The sequence below is a fragment of the Microbacterium sp. genome (assembly GCF_035556355.1).
Taxonomy (GTDB): domain Bacteria; phylum Actinomycetota; class Actinomycetes; order Actinomycetales; family Microbacteriaceae; genus Microbacterium.
This window is the reverse complement of the sequence record NZ_DATMFG010000021.1, coordinates 131,602-146,415: the sequence shown is the minus strand read 5'-3', so window position 1 is coordinate 146,415 and position 14,814 is coordinate 131,602. Positions and strand designations below refer to the sequence as shown.

The 14,814-nt window shown below is 71.3% G+C and carries 14 protein-coding genes; 4 read left to right on the top strand and 10 right to left on the bottom strand.

Annotated elements, in window-relative coordinates; all coding sequences use genetic code 11:
* Positions 1-18 precede the first annotated feature (18 nt).
* A complete protein-coding gene (locus tag VNR19_RS05275) occupies positions 19-483 on the bottom strand; it encodes a hypothetical protein (protein ID WP_325724617.1) in 465 nt (154 codons plus the stop codon).
* A complete protein-coding gene (locus VNR19_RS05270; RefSeq protein WP_325724615.1) occupies positions 473-1,090 on the bottom strand; it encodes an RNA polymerase sigma factor in 618 nt (205 codons plus the stop codon). The genes VNR19_RS05275 and VNR19_RS05270 overlap by 11 nt, the downstream gene beginning before the upstream one ends.
* 120 nt (positions 1,091-1,210) lie before the next feature.
* On the opposite strand from VNR19_RS05270, the gene VNR19_RS05265 reads away from it, so the two are divergent.
* On the top strand, positions 1,211-1,969 hold the full coding sequence (locus tag VNR19_RS05265) for a glutamine amidotransferase-related protein (protein WP_325724613.1): 759 nt from the start codon (positions 1,211-1,213) through the stop codon (positions 1,967-1,969).
* A gap of 50 nt (positions 1,970-2,019) precedes the next feature.
* A complete protein-coding gene (locus VNR19_RS05260) occupies positions 2,020-2,862 on the top strand; it encodes a TspO/MBR family protein (RefSeq protein ID WP_325724611.1) in 843 nt (280 codons plus the stop codon).
* Between the two features lie 8 nt (positions 2,863-2,870).
* Here the strand turns inward: VNR19_RS05260 and VNR19_RS05255 are convergent, their stop codons facing one another.
* From VNR19_RS05255 to xylA, 5 genes are all read right to left on the bottom strand, one after another.
* Positions 2,871-3,359: a glutaminase gene (locus tag VNR19_RS05255; protein WP_325724609.1), complete on the bottom strand. Its 489-nt coding sequence runs from the start codon at positions 3,357-3,359 to the stop codon at positions 2,871-2,873.
* 58 nt (positions 3,360-3,417) lie between these two features.
* Entirely contained in the window at positions 3,418-4,614 is a 1,197-nt protein-coding gene (locus VNR19_RS05250; RefSeq protein ID WP_325724607.1) for a cation:proton antiporter, read from the bottom strand.
* Between the two features lie 160 nt (positions 4,615-4,774).
* Positions 4,775-5,629 (bottom strand): transposase, encoded by an 855-nt coding sequence (locus VNR19_RS05245; RefSeq protein WP_325724605.1) that lies wholly within the window; start codon positions 5,627-5,629, stop codon positions 4,775-4,777.
* A 159-nt stretch (positions 5,630-5,788) separates the two neighbouring features.
* The gene (locus VNR19_RS05240; RefSeq protein ID WP_325724603.1) at positions 5,789-7,102 is read right to left on the bottom strand and encodes a xylulokinase; all 1,314 of its coding nucleotides are present in this window, start codon (positions 7,100-7,102) and stop codon (positions 5,789-5,791) included.
* Between the two features lie 96 nt (positions 7,103-7,198).
* On the bottom strand, positions 7,199-8,389 hold the full coding sequence (xylA, locus tag VNR19_RS05235; protein WP_325724602.1) for a xylose isomerase: 1,191 nt from the start codon (positions 8,387-8,389) through the stop codon (positions 7,199-7,201).
* A 282-nt stretch (positions 8,390-8,671) separates the two neighbouring features.
* Between xylA and VNR19_RS05230 the strand changes: the two genes are divergently transcribed.
* On the top strand, positions 8,672-9,685 hold the full coding sequence (locus VNR19_RS05230; RefSeq protein WP_325724600.1) for a LacI family DNA-binding transcriptional regulator: 1,014 nt from the start codon (positions 8,672-8,674) through the stop codon (positions 9,683-9,685).
* 407 nt (positions 9,686-10,092) lie between these two features.
* Positions 10,093-10,533 carry a VanZ family protein gene (locus VNR19_RS05225; protein ID WP_325724598.1) on the top strand — a complete coding sequence of 147 codons (441 nt, stop codon included), beginning with the start codon at positions 10,093-10,095 and terminating at the stop codon, positions 10,531-10,533.
* Positions 10,534-10,587: 54 nt separating this feature from the next.
* Here VNR19_RS05225 and VNR19_RS05220 read toward each other — a convergent pair whose 3' ends face one another.
* Genes VNR19_RS05220 through VNR19_RS05210 form a run of 3 tightly spaced genes read right to left on the bottom strand, consistent with a single transcriptional unit; the run spans position 10,588 to position 14,805 of the window.
* Entirely contained in the window at positions 10,588-12,954 is a 2,367-nt protein-coding gene (locus VNR19_RS05220; protein ID WP_325724596.1) for a beta-xylosidase/alpha-l-arabinosidase, read from the bottom strand.
* The gene (locus VNR19_RS05215; protein ID WP_325724594.1) at positions 12,951-13,817 is read right to left on the bottom strand and encodes a carbohydrate ABC transporter permease; all 867 of its coding nucleotides are present in this window, start codon (positions 13,815-13,817) and stop codon (positions 12,951-12,953) included. Before VNR19_RS05215 ends, VNR19_RS05220 begins: the two co-directional genes overlap by 4 nt.
* A gap of 1 nt (position 13,818) precedes the next feature.
* Positions 13,819-14,805, bottom strand: coding sequence for a carbohydrate ABC transporter permease (locus VNR19_RS05210; RefSeq protein WP_325724592.1), 987 nt, complete (start codon positions 14,803-14,805; stop codon positions 13,819-13,821).
* Positions 14,806-14,814: the final 9 nt, after the last annotated feature.

The following is a 14,814-nucleotide window of genomic DNA, read 5'->3' as shown; positions in this document are numbered from 1 at the left end:
TCCGCGTCGACCAAACCGTCACACCTCGAACTGAGGCGTCTGGAAGTCCTTCATGCCCTCGTCGGAGCGCACCACGAGTCGCAGGCGCGACACCCCCGGCGTCACGCTCTCGAAGGCGAAGCGCCCGTGCTCGCCGGCATCCGCCGACCACTCCTGCGCCTCCTGGGTGAGCCGGATCGCGAGGGCGTCGGCATCCGTCCACCCGTCGACGCGCCGCAGGCCCTCCTCGGTCGCCGTCACGTGCAGCAGGACGCTCGTGGTGCCGTCGCTGAACTGCAGCGTCGCGGTGTCGCTCTCGCCTCGCACCGCGGCCGTCTCCGACTCGACCAGCGTCAGCAGGGCGTACTCGCGCGACAGGTCCTCGACGGCGACGGCGGCCACCATCCGATCGACGAGGTCGACCGGCACGGGGTCGACCGCACTCCACATCGCGCGCATTCGCGCGAAAAGCGCCGCGTCCGCGGCGAAGTCTTCATCGTGCATCTCGGTCCTCTCCCCAACCGTCGCTCAGCAGAAGCGTTCGGAGCTTGCCGAGGCATCGCTGGCGCGTCGGGCCGATCGATCCGATCGGCATCGACATGTCCTGGGCGATCCGCGCGTAGTCGGGGCGTTCCTCGAACGCCACGATGCGCAGCAGTCGCTGACAGCGCTCGTCGAGCTGCGCGACGGCCCGCCACAGCCGGTGACTCTCGTCGTCGGCCGCAGCGACATCCTCGGCGGAATCGTGGACGGGCAGGAGCGGCTCGAGGTTCTCGGCCTCGGTCGCGTCGGCGCGCCGGTGCTGCTTTCCGACACGCCACGCCTCACGCCGCGCCGTCGTGGTGAGCCATCCCGACACCGCGAGCGGATCGGCGATGGACTCGTGCCGACGTACGAGCGTCAGCCACGTCGTCTGGACGACGTCCTCCGCGAGCGACCGATCGAGCCCGTACGCCCGCACGACGTGCCACAGCAGCGGCGTGAGGAGGCGTACGAGGTCGTCCATGGCTCGCGCGTCGCCATCGCGCCAGGCGACGAAAAGCGCGGCGGCGCGCTGCCAGCGCGCCGGTTCGGCGGCATCCGAGGATGCCGCCGCCTCAGCGTGGGTCATAGCGCCCATTGTGTCCACACCCGACGGGAGCGCGATAGTCCGCGGCTGATACACGGACCCACGCGGTTTCACAGGCGATCCTCGGTCGCGCCCGTCCTCGCCCGCACCTAGAATCGCGCCATGGCCGCCCCCGTCCTGTACGTCTGCGTGCGCCCGCAGCAGGGCGCGGCGGAAGCAGAGTACGAATCGTTCCGGCAGGCGATGCGCCTGGAGCCGTCCGAGCTCGACCGACTCGACCTCGTGCACGAGCCGCTTCCGCCCGACGCCGCGGAGCGCTGGCGGGGATTCGTCGTCGGCGGGAGCCCGTTCAACGTGTCCGACCCCGAGTCGACGAAGACGGATGCGCAGCGCCGCCTCGAAGCCGATCTCGAGCGCATCGCCGGGTGGGCGGCCGCGGGCGGCGATGAGGGCGTCTCCGCGTTCTTCACGTGCTACGGCATCGGAATCGTGACCCGGATGCTCGGCGGCGAAGTCAGCCGCGCGTTCCCCGAAGACACCGGCCCGACCGTCGTCAACCTCACCGCCGACGGGCGCCGCGATCCGCTCTTCGGCGACCTGGCGCACCGGTTCACGGCGCTCACGGCGCACAAGGAGGGAACGGGACGACTGCCCGAGGGCGCGGTTCTGCTGGCCACGAACATCGGATGCCCCGTCCAGGCCTACCGCGTCGGCGACCGCCTGTGGGCGACCCAGTTCCACCCGGAGCCGACGACGCACGCGTTCACCGAGCGCATGGCTGTATACCGCGACGACGGATACTTCGCGGCGGACGACTACGACGTCATCGCGAGCCGCGTGCTCGCGGCATCCGTCACGGAGCCGGGCCGCGCGCTGCGGGCCTTCGCGCGCCGTTTCGCACCTGCGGCCCCGGTTTCGTAGCGTCTGTCAACCCCGGTGTCCGGCGGAGGTCGGCGGCATAGCGTCGGAGCATGACCATGCGTGAATCCGTGCTCTCAGACCGGCGCACGACCGGTACGGCGGGCGACGTCCTCCGTCAGGTCGCCGTCATCTCCGCCTTGTGCTTCATGCTGATCGCCTCCGTCGTCAACAGCGGCGTGTTCGGCGGACCATCCGTCGACGAGCTGCAGGACGGCGCACTGAGCGCCGAGGGCTCGTACCTCGCCCCGGCCGGTCCCGCGTTCTCGATCTGGTCCGTGATCTACGTCGGCCTCGCCGCGTACACGATCTGGCAGGCGCTGCCGTCGCAGCGGGCGAACCCGCGCCAGCGCGCGCTCGGCTGGCTCATCGCGGGCTCGATGGTGCTGAACGGGCTGTGGCTCGTGGTCGCGCGATTCGGATCGCTCGTGGGCACGGTGCTCGCGATCGTCGGGTTGCTCATCGTGCTCGCGATCTGGTTCCAGCGGGCGGTCGCGACACCTGCCGACGGGTGGCTCGATGCGCTCCTCATCGACGGCGTCTCGGGGCTGCACTTCGGCTGGGTGACGGTCGCGACGGTGGCGAACACCGCCGCGTGGCTCACGCAGATCGGGCCGCCCGAGTGGGAGCTCGCGGCGGACGTGTGGGGCATCATCGTGCTGGCGCTCGTCGGGATCATCGCGCTCGGCATCGCCGGTGCGGGCGGCTGGCGCGTCGCGCCCCCGCTCGCGATCGCGTGGGGTCTGTCGTGGATCGCGGTGGGCCGGCTCACGGGCGAGCCGCACAGCGCCCCGATCGGGATCACCGCGGTGATCGTCGCAGCGGTCGTGCTCATCGTCTCGCTCGCCGGCGCGGCTTTCATGCGAGCCGCGGACGTCCGCAACGCGGGCGCCTGACGCCCGGGTCACGCTCCTTCGGGCGGATGCCGCAGCAGCTCGATGCGCTCATCGAGATACGCCGCCAGGGGCTGCGGTGCGGCGGCGGCGCTCCAGCGCACCATGGGCTCGCCCGCGACGAGTGACAGCGGGCCTGATGCCTCGCCCCGCTCGACCGCGTCGAGGTCGAGCTCGCTCCACCCGACGTGCACGGTCGCACCCTCGGCGTATCCGCCGCGGTGGGCCGCCTCCGCCAGCTCGGCGCGACGTCGCTGGTTCTCGGCTGTGTAGCCGCGTCGCGCGGGGACGCGGGACCGCACGACCTCGCCCGTCGCGAGCACCGCGTCGGGGGTGAGCAGCAGCACCCCGAGGTGCCACGCCTCACCGTGCGGGACGATCCGCGGAGCCCTCGCGATGCCGAAGAGCCGTCGCGGCTGCACGATCGCGCCCACAGCCTCGCGCGGAGCGTCGGCCAGCCGGGAGCGCGCGTCGTCGAGGAGCTCGCGCACACGGGTCACGCATTCAGGCTACGGGCGCCGGTGAGGCGGATGCGGCATCCGCCCCGCCCTTCGCGCATCACGCGCGGTCGTCCTGCAGCGCGTCGGGCTCTTCGACCGTGCGGCCGCGCAGCGTCATGGCGACAAGCGGGAAGACGAGCACCGACAGCATGCCGCCCGCGACGAGCACGGCCTGCACGGCGGGGCTGATGATCTCCTCGTCGACGCCGATCGCCGTAACGGCCACGATGATCGGAAGCCCGGTCGCGCCGAGGAGGCCGATCGCGGCGCGGTCGCGCACGTGCGATCCCTCCGGCGCGGCGAGCGTCGATGGGAGCCCCCGCACGACGAGCAGGGCGACCATGACGAGCGGCACGTACAGGAACAGCACCGGACGGTCCAGGAGGGACTGCAGGTCGAACGTGATGCCCGTGTACACGAAGAACAGCGGGATGAGGAATCCGAAGGCGACGCCCTCGACCTTGCTCTCGACCGCCCGGCGCTCGGGCTCGGATGCGTCGCGCATGAGCAGGCGCCAGATGACGCCTGCCGTGAACGCGCCGAGGAGCATGTCGAGGTCGAGCGCGAGGCTCAGCGCGACGAGCGCGCCGATGATGAGCAGCACGACCCGGATCGCGAACTGCCCGGACGTGTGCAGCGTCGCGTTCACGAACCGGTGCATCGCGCCGCGCGGGATGCGGAACGCGAGCCAGATGCCGGTCGCGGCGACCGCCGCGAAGAGGGCGAGCACGATCGTCGCGGGTCCCGGATCGCGGCTTCCGAGGAACACGGAGATCGCGATGAGCGGCGCGAACTCGCCGACCGCGCCGATCACCGAGACCGCGCGGCCGAACGGCGTGCGCAGCTCGGACGCGTCGCGCAGGATGGGCACGATCGTGCCCAGCGCCGTCGAGCACAGGGCGATGCCGACCACGATCGCGGCCTCGGTGGGGAAGAACGCAAACCCCAGGCCGAGTCCGAGCACGAGACTGATGAGCCACCCGCCGACCGCCCGGCGGCCGACACGACCACGGAACGCGGTGAAGTCGATCTCGGTGCCCGCGACGAAGAACAGCATCGCGAGGCCGAGGTTCGCGAAGATCTCGACGATGTCGGACGGAGCACCCCACCCCAGCACCGCCGGCCCGACGATGATGCCGAGCACGAGCTCGAACACGACCACGGGCACGCGCACCCACCGACCCAGCGCTCGCGCGAGCAACGGTGCGAGCACGGCGAGCAGTGGGATTAGGATGACCGCGGTCTCCAGCCACACGCGATCAGCGTAGCTTGAGCCCCGGTCTTGAGCTCGTCGCCAGGCTCGCTCCTCGGTGGGCGACGCTTCGACAGGCTCAGCGACGGAGGGACAGGCTCAGCGATCGGAGGGACAGGCTCAGCGACCGGAGGTTGACGCGGGCCGTGTCCGCGCCGGCTGCCTAGAGCTCGTCGAGTGCGCGCGTCGCGCGCTCCGAGGCCTCGACCGCCGCGCGCACGCGCGAGGCCGCAGCGCGATGCTCCTCGTCGAGCGCGTCGAGCTGATCGCTCGCGGTGCGCTCCTCGTCTTCGAGGCGTTCCAGGTCGCGGCGCAGATCGTCGATGCGCTCGCGCACGTGATCGAGGCGCTCCTGCGTCTTGGCGCGGCGAGCCTCGATCTGCGCGAACGCGCGCTCGGCCTCGTTGACGGCGCGCTCCGCCTCTCGCGCGGCCTTCTCGGCGGCCTTGCGCGCACGGCGCTCGGCGAGGTCGTCGCGCGGCGGCGGTGCGATCGCACCCGGCACGGATCCGCCGACGGCATCCGCAAGCCCGCCGGGCTCGAAGCCTCCTGCCTCGAGCGGCTTGACGAGGCGTCCCGTCATGACGGCCGCTGCGGCATCCGCGTCCATCACCGCGGCGTTGATCGTCTTCTCGACGTCTTCGCGCGCGGCGGCGCTGATCGTGACGCCGGCGTCCTTCGCGAGGCTCACGGCCTGCGCGGCGAGGGCCGACACGAGCTGCCGCCGCTGCTTGCCCAGGCGCGCGAGCTCGGCGGCGTCGAGGTCCTCCTGCGCTTCGCGCAGCGCCGCCGCGAGATCGAGCGCATCGGCGAGCTGCCCGTCGCGCGCGAGCAGGTCCACAGCCCACGCGGCGACGGTCGGCTTGGGGAGCTTCTTGATGCGTGCCGCGAGGGAACGTTCGGATGCCCCGGCCCGCGCGTTCCTCGCCGCCGTGAACTGGTCGGGCGGCAGCGCATAGAGTTCGGCGGCGACGGCGTCGAGCTCGTCGTCGCCGTCGCGGGCGGTATCGGTCGGCATCCGCCCATTCTTACGGGGCGGGCGCGGGATGAGCACCCCCGTGGAGCGGTGTCGCGAGCGCAGGACATGGTGCGGGCGCAGCATGCTGGGCCCGCGATCGTCCTGCGCCGGGCACGTCTCCTGCGGCGGGAACCCCCTCGGCGCGGACCCCGCGGCGACCTACGCCGAGAGCACCCGCGCCGCCTGACGCGCTGCGCCGAGCGCGACGTACTCCCCCGGCGCGGGCACCTCGACCGGGATCCCCAGCACGAGCGGCGCGATCTCGCGCACGGCCTCGGACTGGGCCCCACCGCCGATGAGGAGGGCCCGCTCGAGCGGGACACCGAGACCCCGCAGGGCGTCGAGCCCTGCCGCCAGGCCCGACAGCATGCCCTCGACGGCGGCGCGGGCGAGGTTCTCACGCGTCGTCGACGCCAGCGTCATTCCGGTGAGGGAGGCGGTGGCATCCGGAAGGTTGGGCGTGCGCTCGCCCTCGAAGTACGGCACCAGCGTGAGCCCGCCGGCGCCCGGCTCGGCGGTGAGCGCCAGGCGCGACAACTCCGCGTGGTCGACGCCCAACAGGCGCGCGATCGCGTCGAGCACGCGCGCGGCGTTGAGGGTCGCCACGAGCGGGAGGAACCTTCCGTCGGCGTCGGCGAAGCCCGCGACCGTGCCCGACGGGTCGACGACGCGCTTCTCGCTGACCGCGAAGACCGTTCCACTCGTGCCGATCGACACGACAACGTCACCGGGACCTGCACCGAGCCCGAGAGCGGCGCCGGCGTTGTCGCCGGCACCCGGCCCGACGCGGCGGCCCGCCGCATCCGTCACCCACTCGACGGGGCCGAGCACATGCGGCAGCACCGCGTCGTGACCCAACGCCGCGATGAGGAGGTCGCGGTCGTAACCCTCCGATCCGTCGGGCGCCTCGCCCCAGTAGCCCGTGCCCGACGCGTCGGACCGGTCGGTCACAAGCTCATCGAGCACCGGCCCGCGCTCGGACTCGCCCGCGGGGCCGAAGCCGCGAAGTCGCCACGTCAGCCAGTCGTGCGGGAGCGCGACGGCCGCGACGCGCGCTGCGTTCTCGGGCTCGTGGTCGCGCAGCCACCGCAGCTTCGTGATCGTGAACGACGCGACGGGCACCAGGCCCGTGCGCTGCGCGAGGTCGTCGGCGCCGAACTCCGCGATGAGGTCGGCCGCCGCGCCCGCCGAGCGCGTGTCGTTCCACAGCAGCGCGTCGCGGATGACGCGCCCGTCGGCGTCGAGCGCGACCATGCCGTGCTGCTGTCCGCCGATCGACCACGCCTCGACGTCGTCGAGACCGCCCGCCGCGGCGATCGCGTCCTGCAGCGCGGTCCACCACGCCGCCGGGTCGACCGACGTGCCGTCCGGGTGCGCCGCGCGGCCCTGCCGCACGACCTCGCCCGTCGCCGCATCCGTGATCACGACCTTGCACGACTGGGTGGACGAGTCGACTCCCATCACGAGCGCCATCGCTGTTCCCCTCTCAGAGTCCGTATGCCCCATAGTCGGACATCTCCGCCGGCCGCGCAGTCACGCGGTCGACGGAGATGTCCGTGTGAGGCGGGTTCAGCCGCGCGCGCCGAGCAGGTGCTCGGTCGCCAGCTGCTGCACGCGCACGAAGCCGAAGCCCTTGCCGTCGAAGTAGGCGCCGGGGTCGAAGTCCTCGAACGCCGAGCGGTCGGCCACGAGGTCGGCGGCGGTCTCGCCCTCGTTCAGCGTGGGCTCGGAGAGCTCGGGCACGCGGGCCGCGGCGAGCGCCTCCTGCACCTCGGGGTCGGCGCGGAAGGCCTTCGCGCGCTCCTTGAGCAGGAGGTACGTGCGCATGTTGGCCTTGGCCGACTCCCACACGCCCTCCTCGTCCTCGGTGCGCGACGGCTTGTAGTCGAAGTGACGCGGACCGTCGTACGTCGGGCCGCCGTTGGGGCCGCCGTTCTCGAGCAGGTCGACGAGCGCGAACGCGTTGTGCAGGTCGCCGTGGCCGAACACGAGGTCCTGGTCGTACTTGATGCCGCGCTGGCCGTTGAGGTCGATGTGGAACAGCTTGCCGTGCCACAGTGCCTGCGCGATTCCGGCCTGGAAGTTCAGGCCCGCCATCTGCTCGTGACCGACCTCGGGGTTCAGGCCCACCAGCTCGGGGTGCTCGAGCTCGCTGATGAACGCGAGCGCGTGACCGACGGTCGGCAGCAGGATGTCGCCGCGAGGCTCGTTCGGCTTCGGCTCGATCGCGAAGCGGATGTCGTAGCCCTTGTCGAGCACGTACTGGCCGAGGAAATCGAACGCCTCCTTGTAGCGGTCGAGGGCGACGCGGATGTCCTTCACCGAGTCGTACTCCGCACCCTCGCGACCGCCCCACGCGACGTAGGTCTTGGCGCCGAGCTCGGCGGCGAGGTCGAGGTTGCGCATCAGCTTGCGCAGCGCGAAGCGGCGGACGCCGCGGTCGTTCGAGGTGAGGCCGCCGTCCTTGAAGACGGGGTGGCTGAAGAGGTTCGTCGTCGCCATCGGGACGATGAGGCCGGTGTCGGCGAGGGCGCCCTTGAGGCGGTCGATCTGCTTCTGACGCTCGGCGTCGGTGGAGCCGAACGCGAACAGGTCGTCGTCGTGGAAGGTGAGTCCGTAGGCGCCGAGTTCGGCGAGCTTCTCGACGACGTGCACGACGTCGAGAGGCTTGCGGGTGGGGCCGCCGAACGGGTCGTTGCCGGCGTACCCGACGGTCCAGAGTCCGAACGAGAACTTGTCCTCGCGAGTGGGGGTGGGCATGTCGCTCCTTTGCGCGGCGCGGGTAATTGTTGCGGCTAACAACCTATATCAATCCGGATGCCGCGTCCACTCCGAATCCGCGCCGCTATGCGCCTTCGAGGGGCGAGCTCCGATGAGCACCGGCGACCAGGCGCGCGGGCATCGCCGGCGGCGGGGACGACGCGAATGCGGCATCCGTCCCACTCCCCGCGAAAGTATCGACACGTTTGCCGAAAGTCGGGCAGAATCGAAGGTGATGCGCGCACCCTCGCGCGCGGAGACCCTTCGCACAGAATAGAGCCCATGGCAGAGAAGCAGCGCGTCACCCTCGCCGCGATCGCCGCAGAGGCGGGGGTCTCGCTCGCGACGATGTCGAAGGTCCTCAACGGGCGCACCGATGTCGCGCCGGCGACCCGCGCGCGACTCGAGGAGCATCTCGCCCGCCACGGCTACACGCGGCGCAAGGTGAGTCGGCGCAGCGAGTTCGTCGAGCTGGTGTTCCACGAACTCGAGAGCAGCTGGTCGATGGAGGTCATCGAGGGCGTTGAAGACGTCGCGCACGCAGCCGGACTCTCGGTCGTGCTGACGGTGAGCGGCGACCGGCACTCGCCCGACCCGCACTGGATCGACGGCGTGCTCCGGCGGCGTCCGGCCGGCGTCGTGCTCGTCTTCTCCGAAATCTCGGGACCGCAGCGCGAGAAGCTGCATTCGCGCGGTGTGCCGTTCGTGATCGTCGACCCCGCCGGAGACCCGTCGCCCGACGTCCCGTCGGTCGGCTCGGCGAACTGGACCGGCGGGCTCATGGCGACCCGCCATCTCATCGAGCTCGGCCACAAGCGCATCGCGGCGATCACCGGCCCCGAAGACATGATGTGCTCGCTCGCGCGCATCGACGGCTACCGCTCGGCGATGAACGCCGCGGGGCTCGACATCCACCCCGAGTGGATCCGCTTCGGCGACTTCCACCCCGGAGGCGGCGAGCGCCACGCCCGCGAGCTGCTCGCGATGCCGGACGCGCCCACCGCGATCTTCGCGGGCAGCGACCTGCAGGCTCTCGGCGCGATCGCCGCGGCGACGGACGCGGGGCTCCGCGTTCCCGACGATCTCTCCGTCGTCGGATACGACGACATCGCGCTCGCACGCTGGATGAGTCCACAGCTCACGACCATCCACCAGCCGTTGCGGCGCATGGGCGAGGAGGCGACGCGTCTCGTGCTGCGGCTCTCGGAGGGCGCGAGCGTCGAGACGCTGCGCATGGACCTCGCCACGCACCTCGTCGTGCGCGGGAGCACGGCTGCGCCCCCTTCCGGTCGGTGACGCCCTTCGTCTCGTCGCTGCGCTCCGCGCTCAGGACCGGAGGTTGCGCCGCTGCGCTCCGCGCTCGGGGGCGGGGTCCGGCCACCCGGTCGCTGAGCGAGCCGGAAGCGAGACGAAGCGCACCCCTCGGTTCTGCTCCGACGACGACCACGAACGAAACTTGCGCCCGAGTTTCGTAACGGTTGCGTATCGGTGCCTCCGGCATCCGCGAGCTGTCCAATAGTTTTCGAGAACGACAAATCCCCTCGTTCGCGACCGCCCCCGTCGGCGCGAAGAAGGAATGCGACGGATCCCCCGCGGGGGCCTCGCGGGCGCAGGTCCGCGGCGGCCCCCGCATTCTCGTGTGCGACTTACTACGCTGGCGCGAGGGCCTGCCGCCCGGGCGCCTTCACGACGGACCGCAACCCATGATCATCCGCCTTCTGCTGTGCGCCTACCTGGTCGCCCTCGGCTGGGTCGTCTTCGCGCCCGCGTCGGATGCGTCGCAGGTGACCGGGATCGTCGCGACTCTCGCCCGCTTCGTGGCCGACGGCGGTCTGCTGAGCTTCGCCCACGCGTACGCGGTGCTCGAGTTCCTCGCGAACGTCGTGCTCTTCGTCCCGTTCGGAGTGCTCTGGCCGTTCGCCGTGCCGCGGCTGCGGCCCATCGCCGTCATCTCCCTGGGCCTCGCGACATCGGCAGGGATCGAGCTCGTGCAGCTCCTGCTGCCGTCGCGGGTCCCCGCGGTGTCCGACGTGATCGCGAACACGCTGGGAACCGCGCTCGGAGTGGGTGTCGCGGCACTCGTGACCGCACACCGCGGCGCTCGCACCACTCGTCGCCCGGGGAACTCCACCGCTCCCACGTAGAGAGGGGCGCGAGCGGTTGACCGCTCGCGCCCCTGCGCTCCCCGCTGCGGTCGGTCAGGCGTCGGGCACCACCGTGACCGTCGCGTGCAGGGCGCGGGTGTGGTCGACGACCCGGGTCTCGCCGACGACGCGCACGGTGCGCGATGCGACGAGCTCCGAGCTCGACCGTCCGAACGACAGCACGAGCTCGCCCGGTTCGACGATGCGGCGTCCGTCGACGCCGGTGAAGGAGGTGAGGTCGGCGGGAACGTCGAACGACACGCGCACGCGCTCACCGGCGGCGAGCGGCACGCGAGCATATGCGATGAGCCGCTGGACCGGCCGCACAACGGACGCCACGGGGTCGTGCAGGTAGAGCTGCACGACTTCGACGCCGTCGCGGTCGCCCGCGTTGCCCACGTGGATCGACACCGTCACGGAGCCGTCGACGGGAAGGTCTGCGGCGGATGCCGCGGCATCCGACCACACGAACGGGGAGTAGCCCAGGCCGTGGCCGAACGCGAAGGCCGGCGACGGGTCGATGTTCGACACACCGGTCTTGCGCGCAAGCGTCGCGGCGAGATAGGTCGACGGCTGGGCACCCGGATCGGCCGGGATGCTCACCGGCAGGCGTCCGCTCGGGTTCACGCGCCCCGAGAGCACTCCCGCGATGGCGGGCGTGCCCTCTTCGCCGGCGAAGAACGCCGCCACGATGGCGGCCGCGCGGTCGACGGCGGAGCCGAGCGCGTAAGGCCGGCCTGAGAGCAGCGTGGCGATCGTGGGTGTACCCGTGCCGATGACGGCCTCGAGCAGGTCCTGCTGCGCTCCGGGGAGGCTCAGATCGGCGGCGTCGCAGCCCTCGCCGCTCGTGCCCCGGCCGAACAGCCCGGCCCGGTCGCCGAGGGCGACGATCGCGACGTCCGCGGCACGCACGGCGTCGAGCGCCTCGTCGAAGTCGCGCTCGCCGCCGTCGACGCTCGTGCCCTGCACGTACGTGATCTCGGCGTCGGGGAACTCCGCGCGCAGCGACTCGAGCAGCGTCGGAAGCTCGATCCCGTCGCCGAACTCGGGGTGGTGGATGCCCACGTGCAGCGGGAACGAGTAGCAGCCGAGCACGGCGTACGGGTCATCGCCGTTCGGGCCGACGAGCGCGATCCGCTTCGGAGAGCGCAGCGGCAGCGTCCCGTCGTTGCGCAAGAGCACGATCGCGCGTTCGGCGAGCTCGCGCGCGAGCTCGCGGTTCTCGGCGGGGTCGAGGTCGACCGAGCCGCGCACCTCGTCGGCGGTCGCACCTTCCCGCCCCTGGAGCACGGGCGGGACGTACCCCGACTCGCCGTCGAGCAGCCCGAGCTCGATCTTCTGTGCCAGCACGCGACGCAGAGCACGGTCGATGAGCGCCTCCGGCACGACGCCGTCGCGCACGGCGGCGACGAGATCCGGCCCGAAGGTCTTCCGACCGGGGAGCTCGACATCGATCCCGGCCTTCAGCGCCTGGTGCGCCGCGTCGGTCCAGTCCGCGGCGGTGCCGTGCTGGGTCACGAGGAACGCGATCGCGAAGTAGTCCGCGACGACGGTGCCCTCGAAGCCCCACGTGTCGCGCAGCAGACCCGTGAGCAGCGACTCGTCCGCCGCCGACGGCACGCCGTCGATGTCGGTGTACGAGTTCATGACGCTGCGGACGCCGCTCTCGCGGATCGCCATCTCGAACGGCGGCAGGATCACATCGGCGAGCTCGCGGCGGCCCATGGACACCGGCGCGAGGTTGCGGCCCGCCTTCGAGGCCGAGTAGCCCGCGAAGTGCTTGAGCGTCGCGACGACACCCGCCGACTCGAGCCCCCTGATGTAGGCGGTCGCGGTGGTTCCGACGAGGTACGGGTCCTCGCCGATCGTCTCCTCGACGCGGCCCCAGCGCGCATCGCGCACGACGTCGAGCACGGGGGCGAGTCCCTGGTGGACGCCCATCTTGCGCATGTCGGCGCCGATCCGCGCGCCCATGCGCTCGACGAGGTCGGGCGACCAGGTGGCGCCCCACGACAGCGGCACGGGGTAGGCGGTCGCGCCCCATGCGGCGAAGCCCGCCAGGCACTCCTCGTGCGCGAGGGCGGGAATGCCCAGGCGAGACTCCGACACGATGCGCTGCTGCGTGCGCAGGAGCGACACGGCACCGGCCGCCGGATCGACCGGGACGGTGCCGTACGTGCGCGTGAGCTGCCCGAGACCGAGCGGCGCGATGTCGGCGAGGTCGACGTCCTCCGTCATCTCGTTCTGGTTGGGCGCGACCTCCGCCCCGTCGTTCGACGCGGCGATCCAGATGCCGTACAGCTGGGCGATCTTCTCTTCGAGGGTCAGCTCGGTGACGAGCGCGTCGACACGCCGGTCGACGGGCAGCGCGGCGTCACGCCACGCGTCGGTCGCAGCCTCGGTCGAGGCATCCGTCGTCATCCCTTCACCGCCCCCTGGAGACCGCCGACGATGCGCTTCTCGGCGAGGGTGAAGAACAGGATCGCCGGAAGCATCGCGAGCGAGGTGTACGCGAGCACGCCCGTCGTGTCCTGTCCGTATGCCGTCGAGAAGAACTGCACGCCGAGTGGCAGCGTGTACTCCTCAGGACGCGCGCCGCCGGCCTGCAGCACGAACAGCGGCAGGAGGTACGCGTTCCAGCTGCCGACGAACGCGAGCACGCCGACCGTCATGAGGCCGGGCATCGACAGCGGCAGCATGATGCGCCAGAAGAACCCGATGCGCGACGTGCCGTCGACGACGGCCGCGTCTTCGAGCTCGCCCGGGATGGCGCGCAGGAAGGGCACGAGGATGATGATCGTCGTCGGCAGCGCGAACGCGACCTGCGGGATGATGAGGCCCCACCACGTCCCGAAGAGGTTCAGCTGCCGCAGCAGGACGGTCAGCGGCAGGATCGAGATCGTGAGCGGGAACAGCAGCCCGGTCGTGAACAGCGCGTAGAGGAAGTTGCGCCCGCGGAAGTCGTACCGCGCGATCACGAACGCCGCCATGACGCCCAGGAGCATGACGCCGAGCGTCGTGCCGAGCGCGGTCACGGTGCTCGCGAGCACCTGGTTCCAGAAGCGCGGGTCGCTCAGGATGCGCGCATAGTTGTCGATCACCCACGGATCCGGGAGTCCCGCCGGGTCGGCGAAGAAGTCGGGGTTCGTGCGGAAGCCGGCGATCGTGACGTACAGCACGGGGCCGATCGCGATCGCGGCGACCACGAGCGCCACGACGTAGACGACGGGCTGGCTCCAGTCGATGCCGCGCTTGCCGGCGCGGTGCTCGAGTGCGGCGGTCATGTCAGCGCACCCCCGTCGTGAGGGCGCCCTGCAGGTCGCGACGCAGCGCGAAGCGCTGGTAGATCAGGGCGACGACGAGCGAGATGAGGAAGAGCACGACCGCGACGGCGCTGCCGTAGCCGATCTGGGTCACGTTGAGGCCGTATTCGACCATGTACACCGCCATCGTGGAAGAAGCATGAAGGGGTCCGCCGCCCGTGACGATCCACACGAGGTCGAACAGCTGCAAGGAGCCGATGATCGACAGGAACGCCCAGATGCGGATGGTGGGCCCGAGGAGCGGCACCGTGATGTGCCACTGGGTCTTCCACCAGCCGGCGCCGTCGAGCGCTGCGGCTTCGTAGAGGTCCTCGGGGATGCCCGCGAGTCCGGCGAGCATGAGGATGATCGCGAGGCCGAGGTACTTCCACGTGAGGATGCCGAACATCGTCCACATGACGATGTTGGGGTCGGCGAGCCAGGCGGGCGGGTTCTCGATGCCGATCATCCGCAGCCACGTGTCGATGGGCCCGTACCGCGCCGGCGGCACGGACTGGAGCATGATCTGCCACGCGAGACCGGCGGTCACCTCGCTGAGCACGTAGGGCACGAAGATGAGCGCGCGCAGCAGCCCGCGGAAGCGCAGGCGCCGGTTCATCAGGAGCGCGACGAGGATCGCGAGGGGTCCCTGGATCAGCAGGGACAGGAAGAGGATGAAGAAGTTGTTGCCGACCGAGCGGTGGAACACCGGGTCGGTCAGGACCCGGGCGTAGTTGTCGAAGCCGATGAAGCGTTCGAGGGGTCCGAGCCCGTTCCAATTGAAGAAGCTGTAGTAGGCCGCCAGGACGACGGGGAGGAGGACGAACAGGAGGTAGACGAGAACCGCCGGTCCTGCGAACAGGGTGACCTCGCCCCACTGGCGCCTGCGGGCGCGCGCGGAGCGCTTCCTGGTCCCGACGGGGGCCGGGCCCGCGTCAAGCGCGGGCCCGGCCTCGTTGATTGCGGTCATGAGGTGCGG

What these genes read in the sequence shown, in the direction of transcription:
- VNR19_RS05275 (WP_325724617.1), bottom strand. Translation starts at nt 483, where the DNA reads ATGCACGATGAAGACTTCGCCGCGGACGCGGCGCTTTTCGCGCGAATG.
- VNR19_RS05270 (WP_325724615.1), bottom strand. Translation starts at nt 1,090, where the DNA reads ATGACCCACGCTGAGGCGGCGGCATCCTCGGATGCCGCCGAACCGGCG.
- VNR19_RS05265 (WP_325724613.1), top strand. Translation starts at nt 1,211, where the DNA reads ATGGCCGCCCCCGTCCTGTACGTCTGCGTGCGCCCGCAGCAGGGCGCG.
- VNR19_RS05260 (WP_325724611.1), top strand. Translation starts at nt 2,020, where the DNA reads ATGACCATGCGTGAATCCGTGCTCTCAGACCGGCGCACGACCGGTACG.
- VNR19_RS05245 (WP_325724605.1), bottom strand. Translation starts at nt 5,629, where the DNA reads ATGCCGACCGATACCGCCCGCGACGGCGACGACGAGCTCGACGCCGTC.
- VNR19_RS05240 (WP_325724603.1), bottom strand. Translation starts at nt 7,102, where the DNA reads ATGGCGCTCGTGATGGGAGTCGACTCGTCCACCCAGTCGTGCAAGGTC.
- xylA (WP_325724602.1), bottom strand. Translation starts at nt 8,389, where the DNA reads ATGCCCACCCCCACTCGCGAGGACAAGTTCTCGTTCGGACTCTGGACC.
- VNR19_RS05230 (WP_325724600.1), top strand. Translation starts at nt 8,672, where the DNA reads ATGGCAGAGAAGCAGCGCGTCACCCTCGCCGCGATCGCCGCAGAGGCG.
- VNR19_RS05225 (WP_325724598.1), top strand. Translation starts at nt 10,093, where the DNA reads ATGATCATCCGCCTTCTGCTGTGCGCCTACCTGGTCGCCCTCGGCTGG.
- VNR19_RS05220 (WP_325724596.1), bottom strand. Translation starts at nt 12,954, where the DNA reads ATGACGACGGATGCCTCGACCGAGGCTGCGACCGACGCGTGGCGTGAC.
- VNR19_RS05215 (WP_325724594.1), bottom strand. Translation starts at nt 13,817, where the DNA reads ATGACCGCCGCACTCGAGCACCGCGCCGGCAAGCGCGGCATCGACTGG.
- VNR19_RS05210 (WP_325724592.1), bottom strand. Translation starts at nt 14,805, where the DNA reads ATGACCGCAATCAACGAGGCCGGGCCCGCGCTTGACGCGGGCCCGGCC.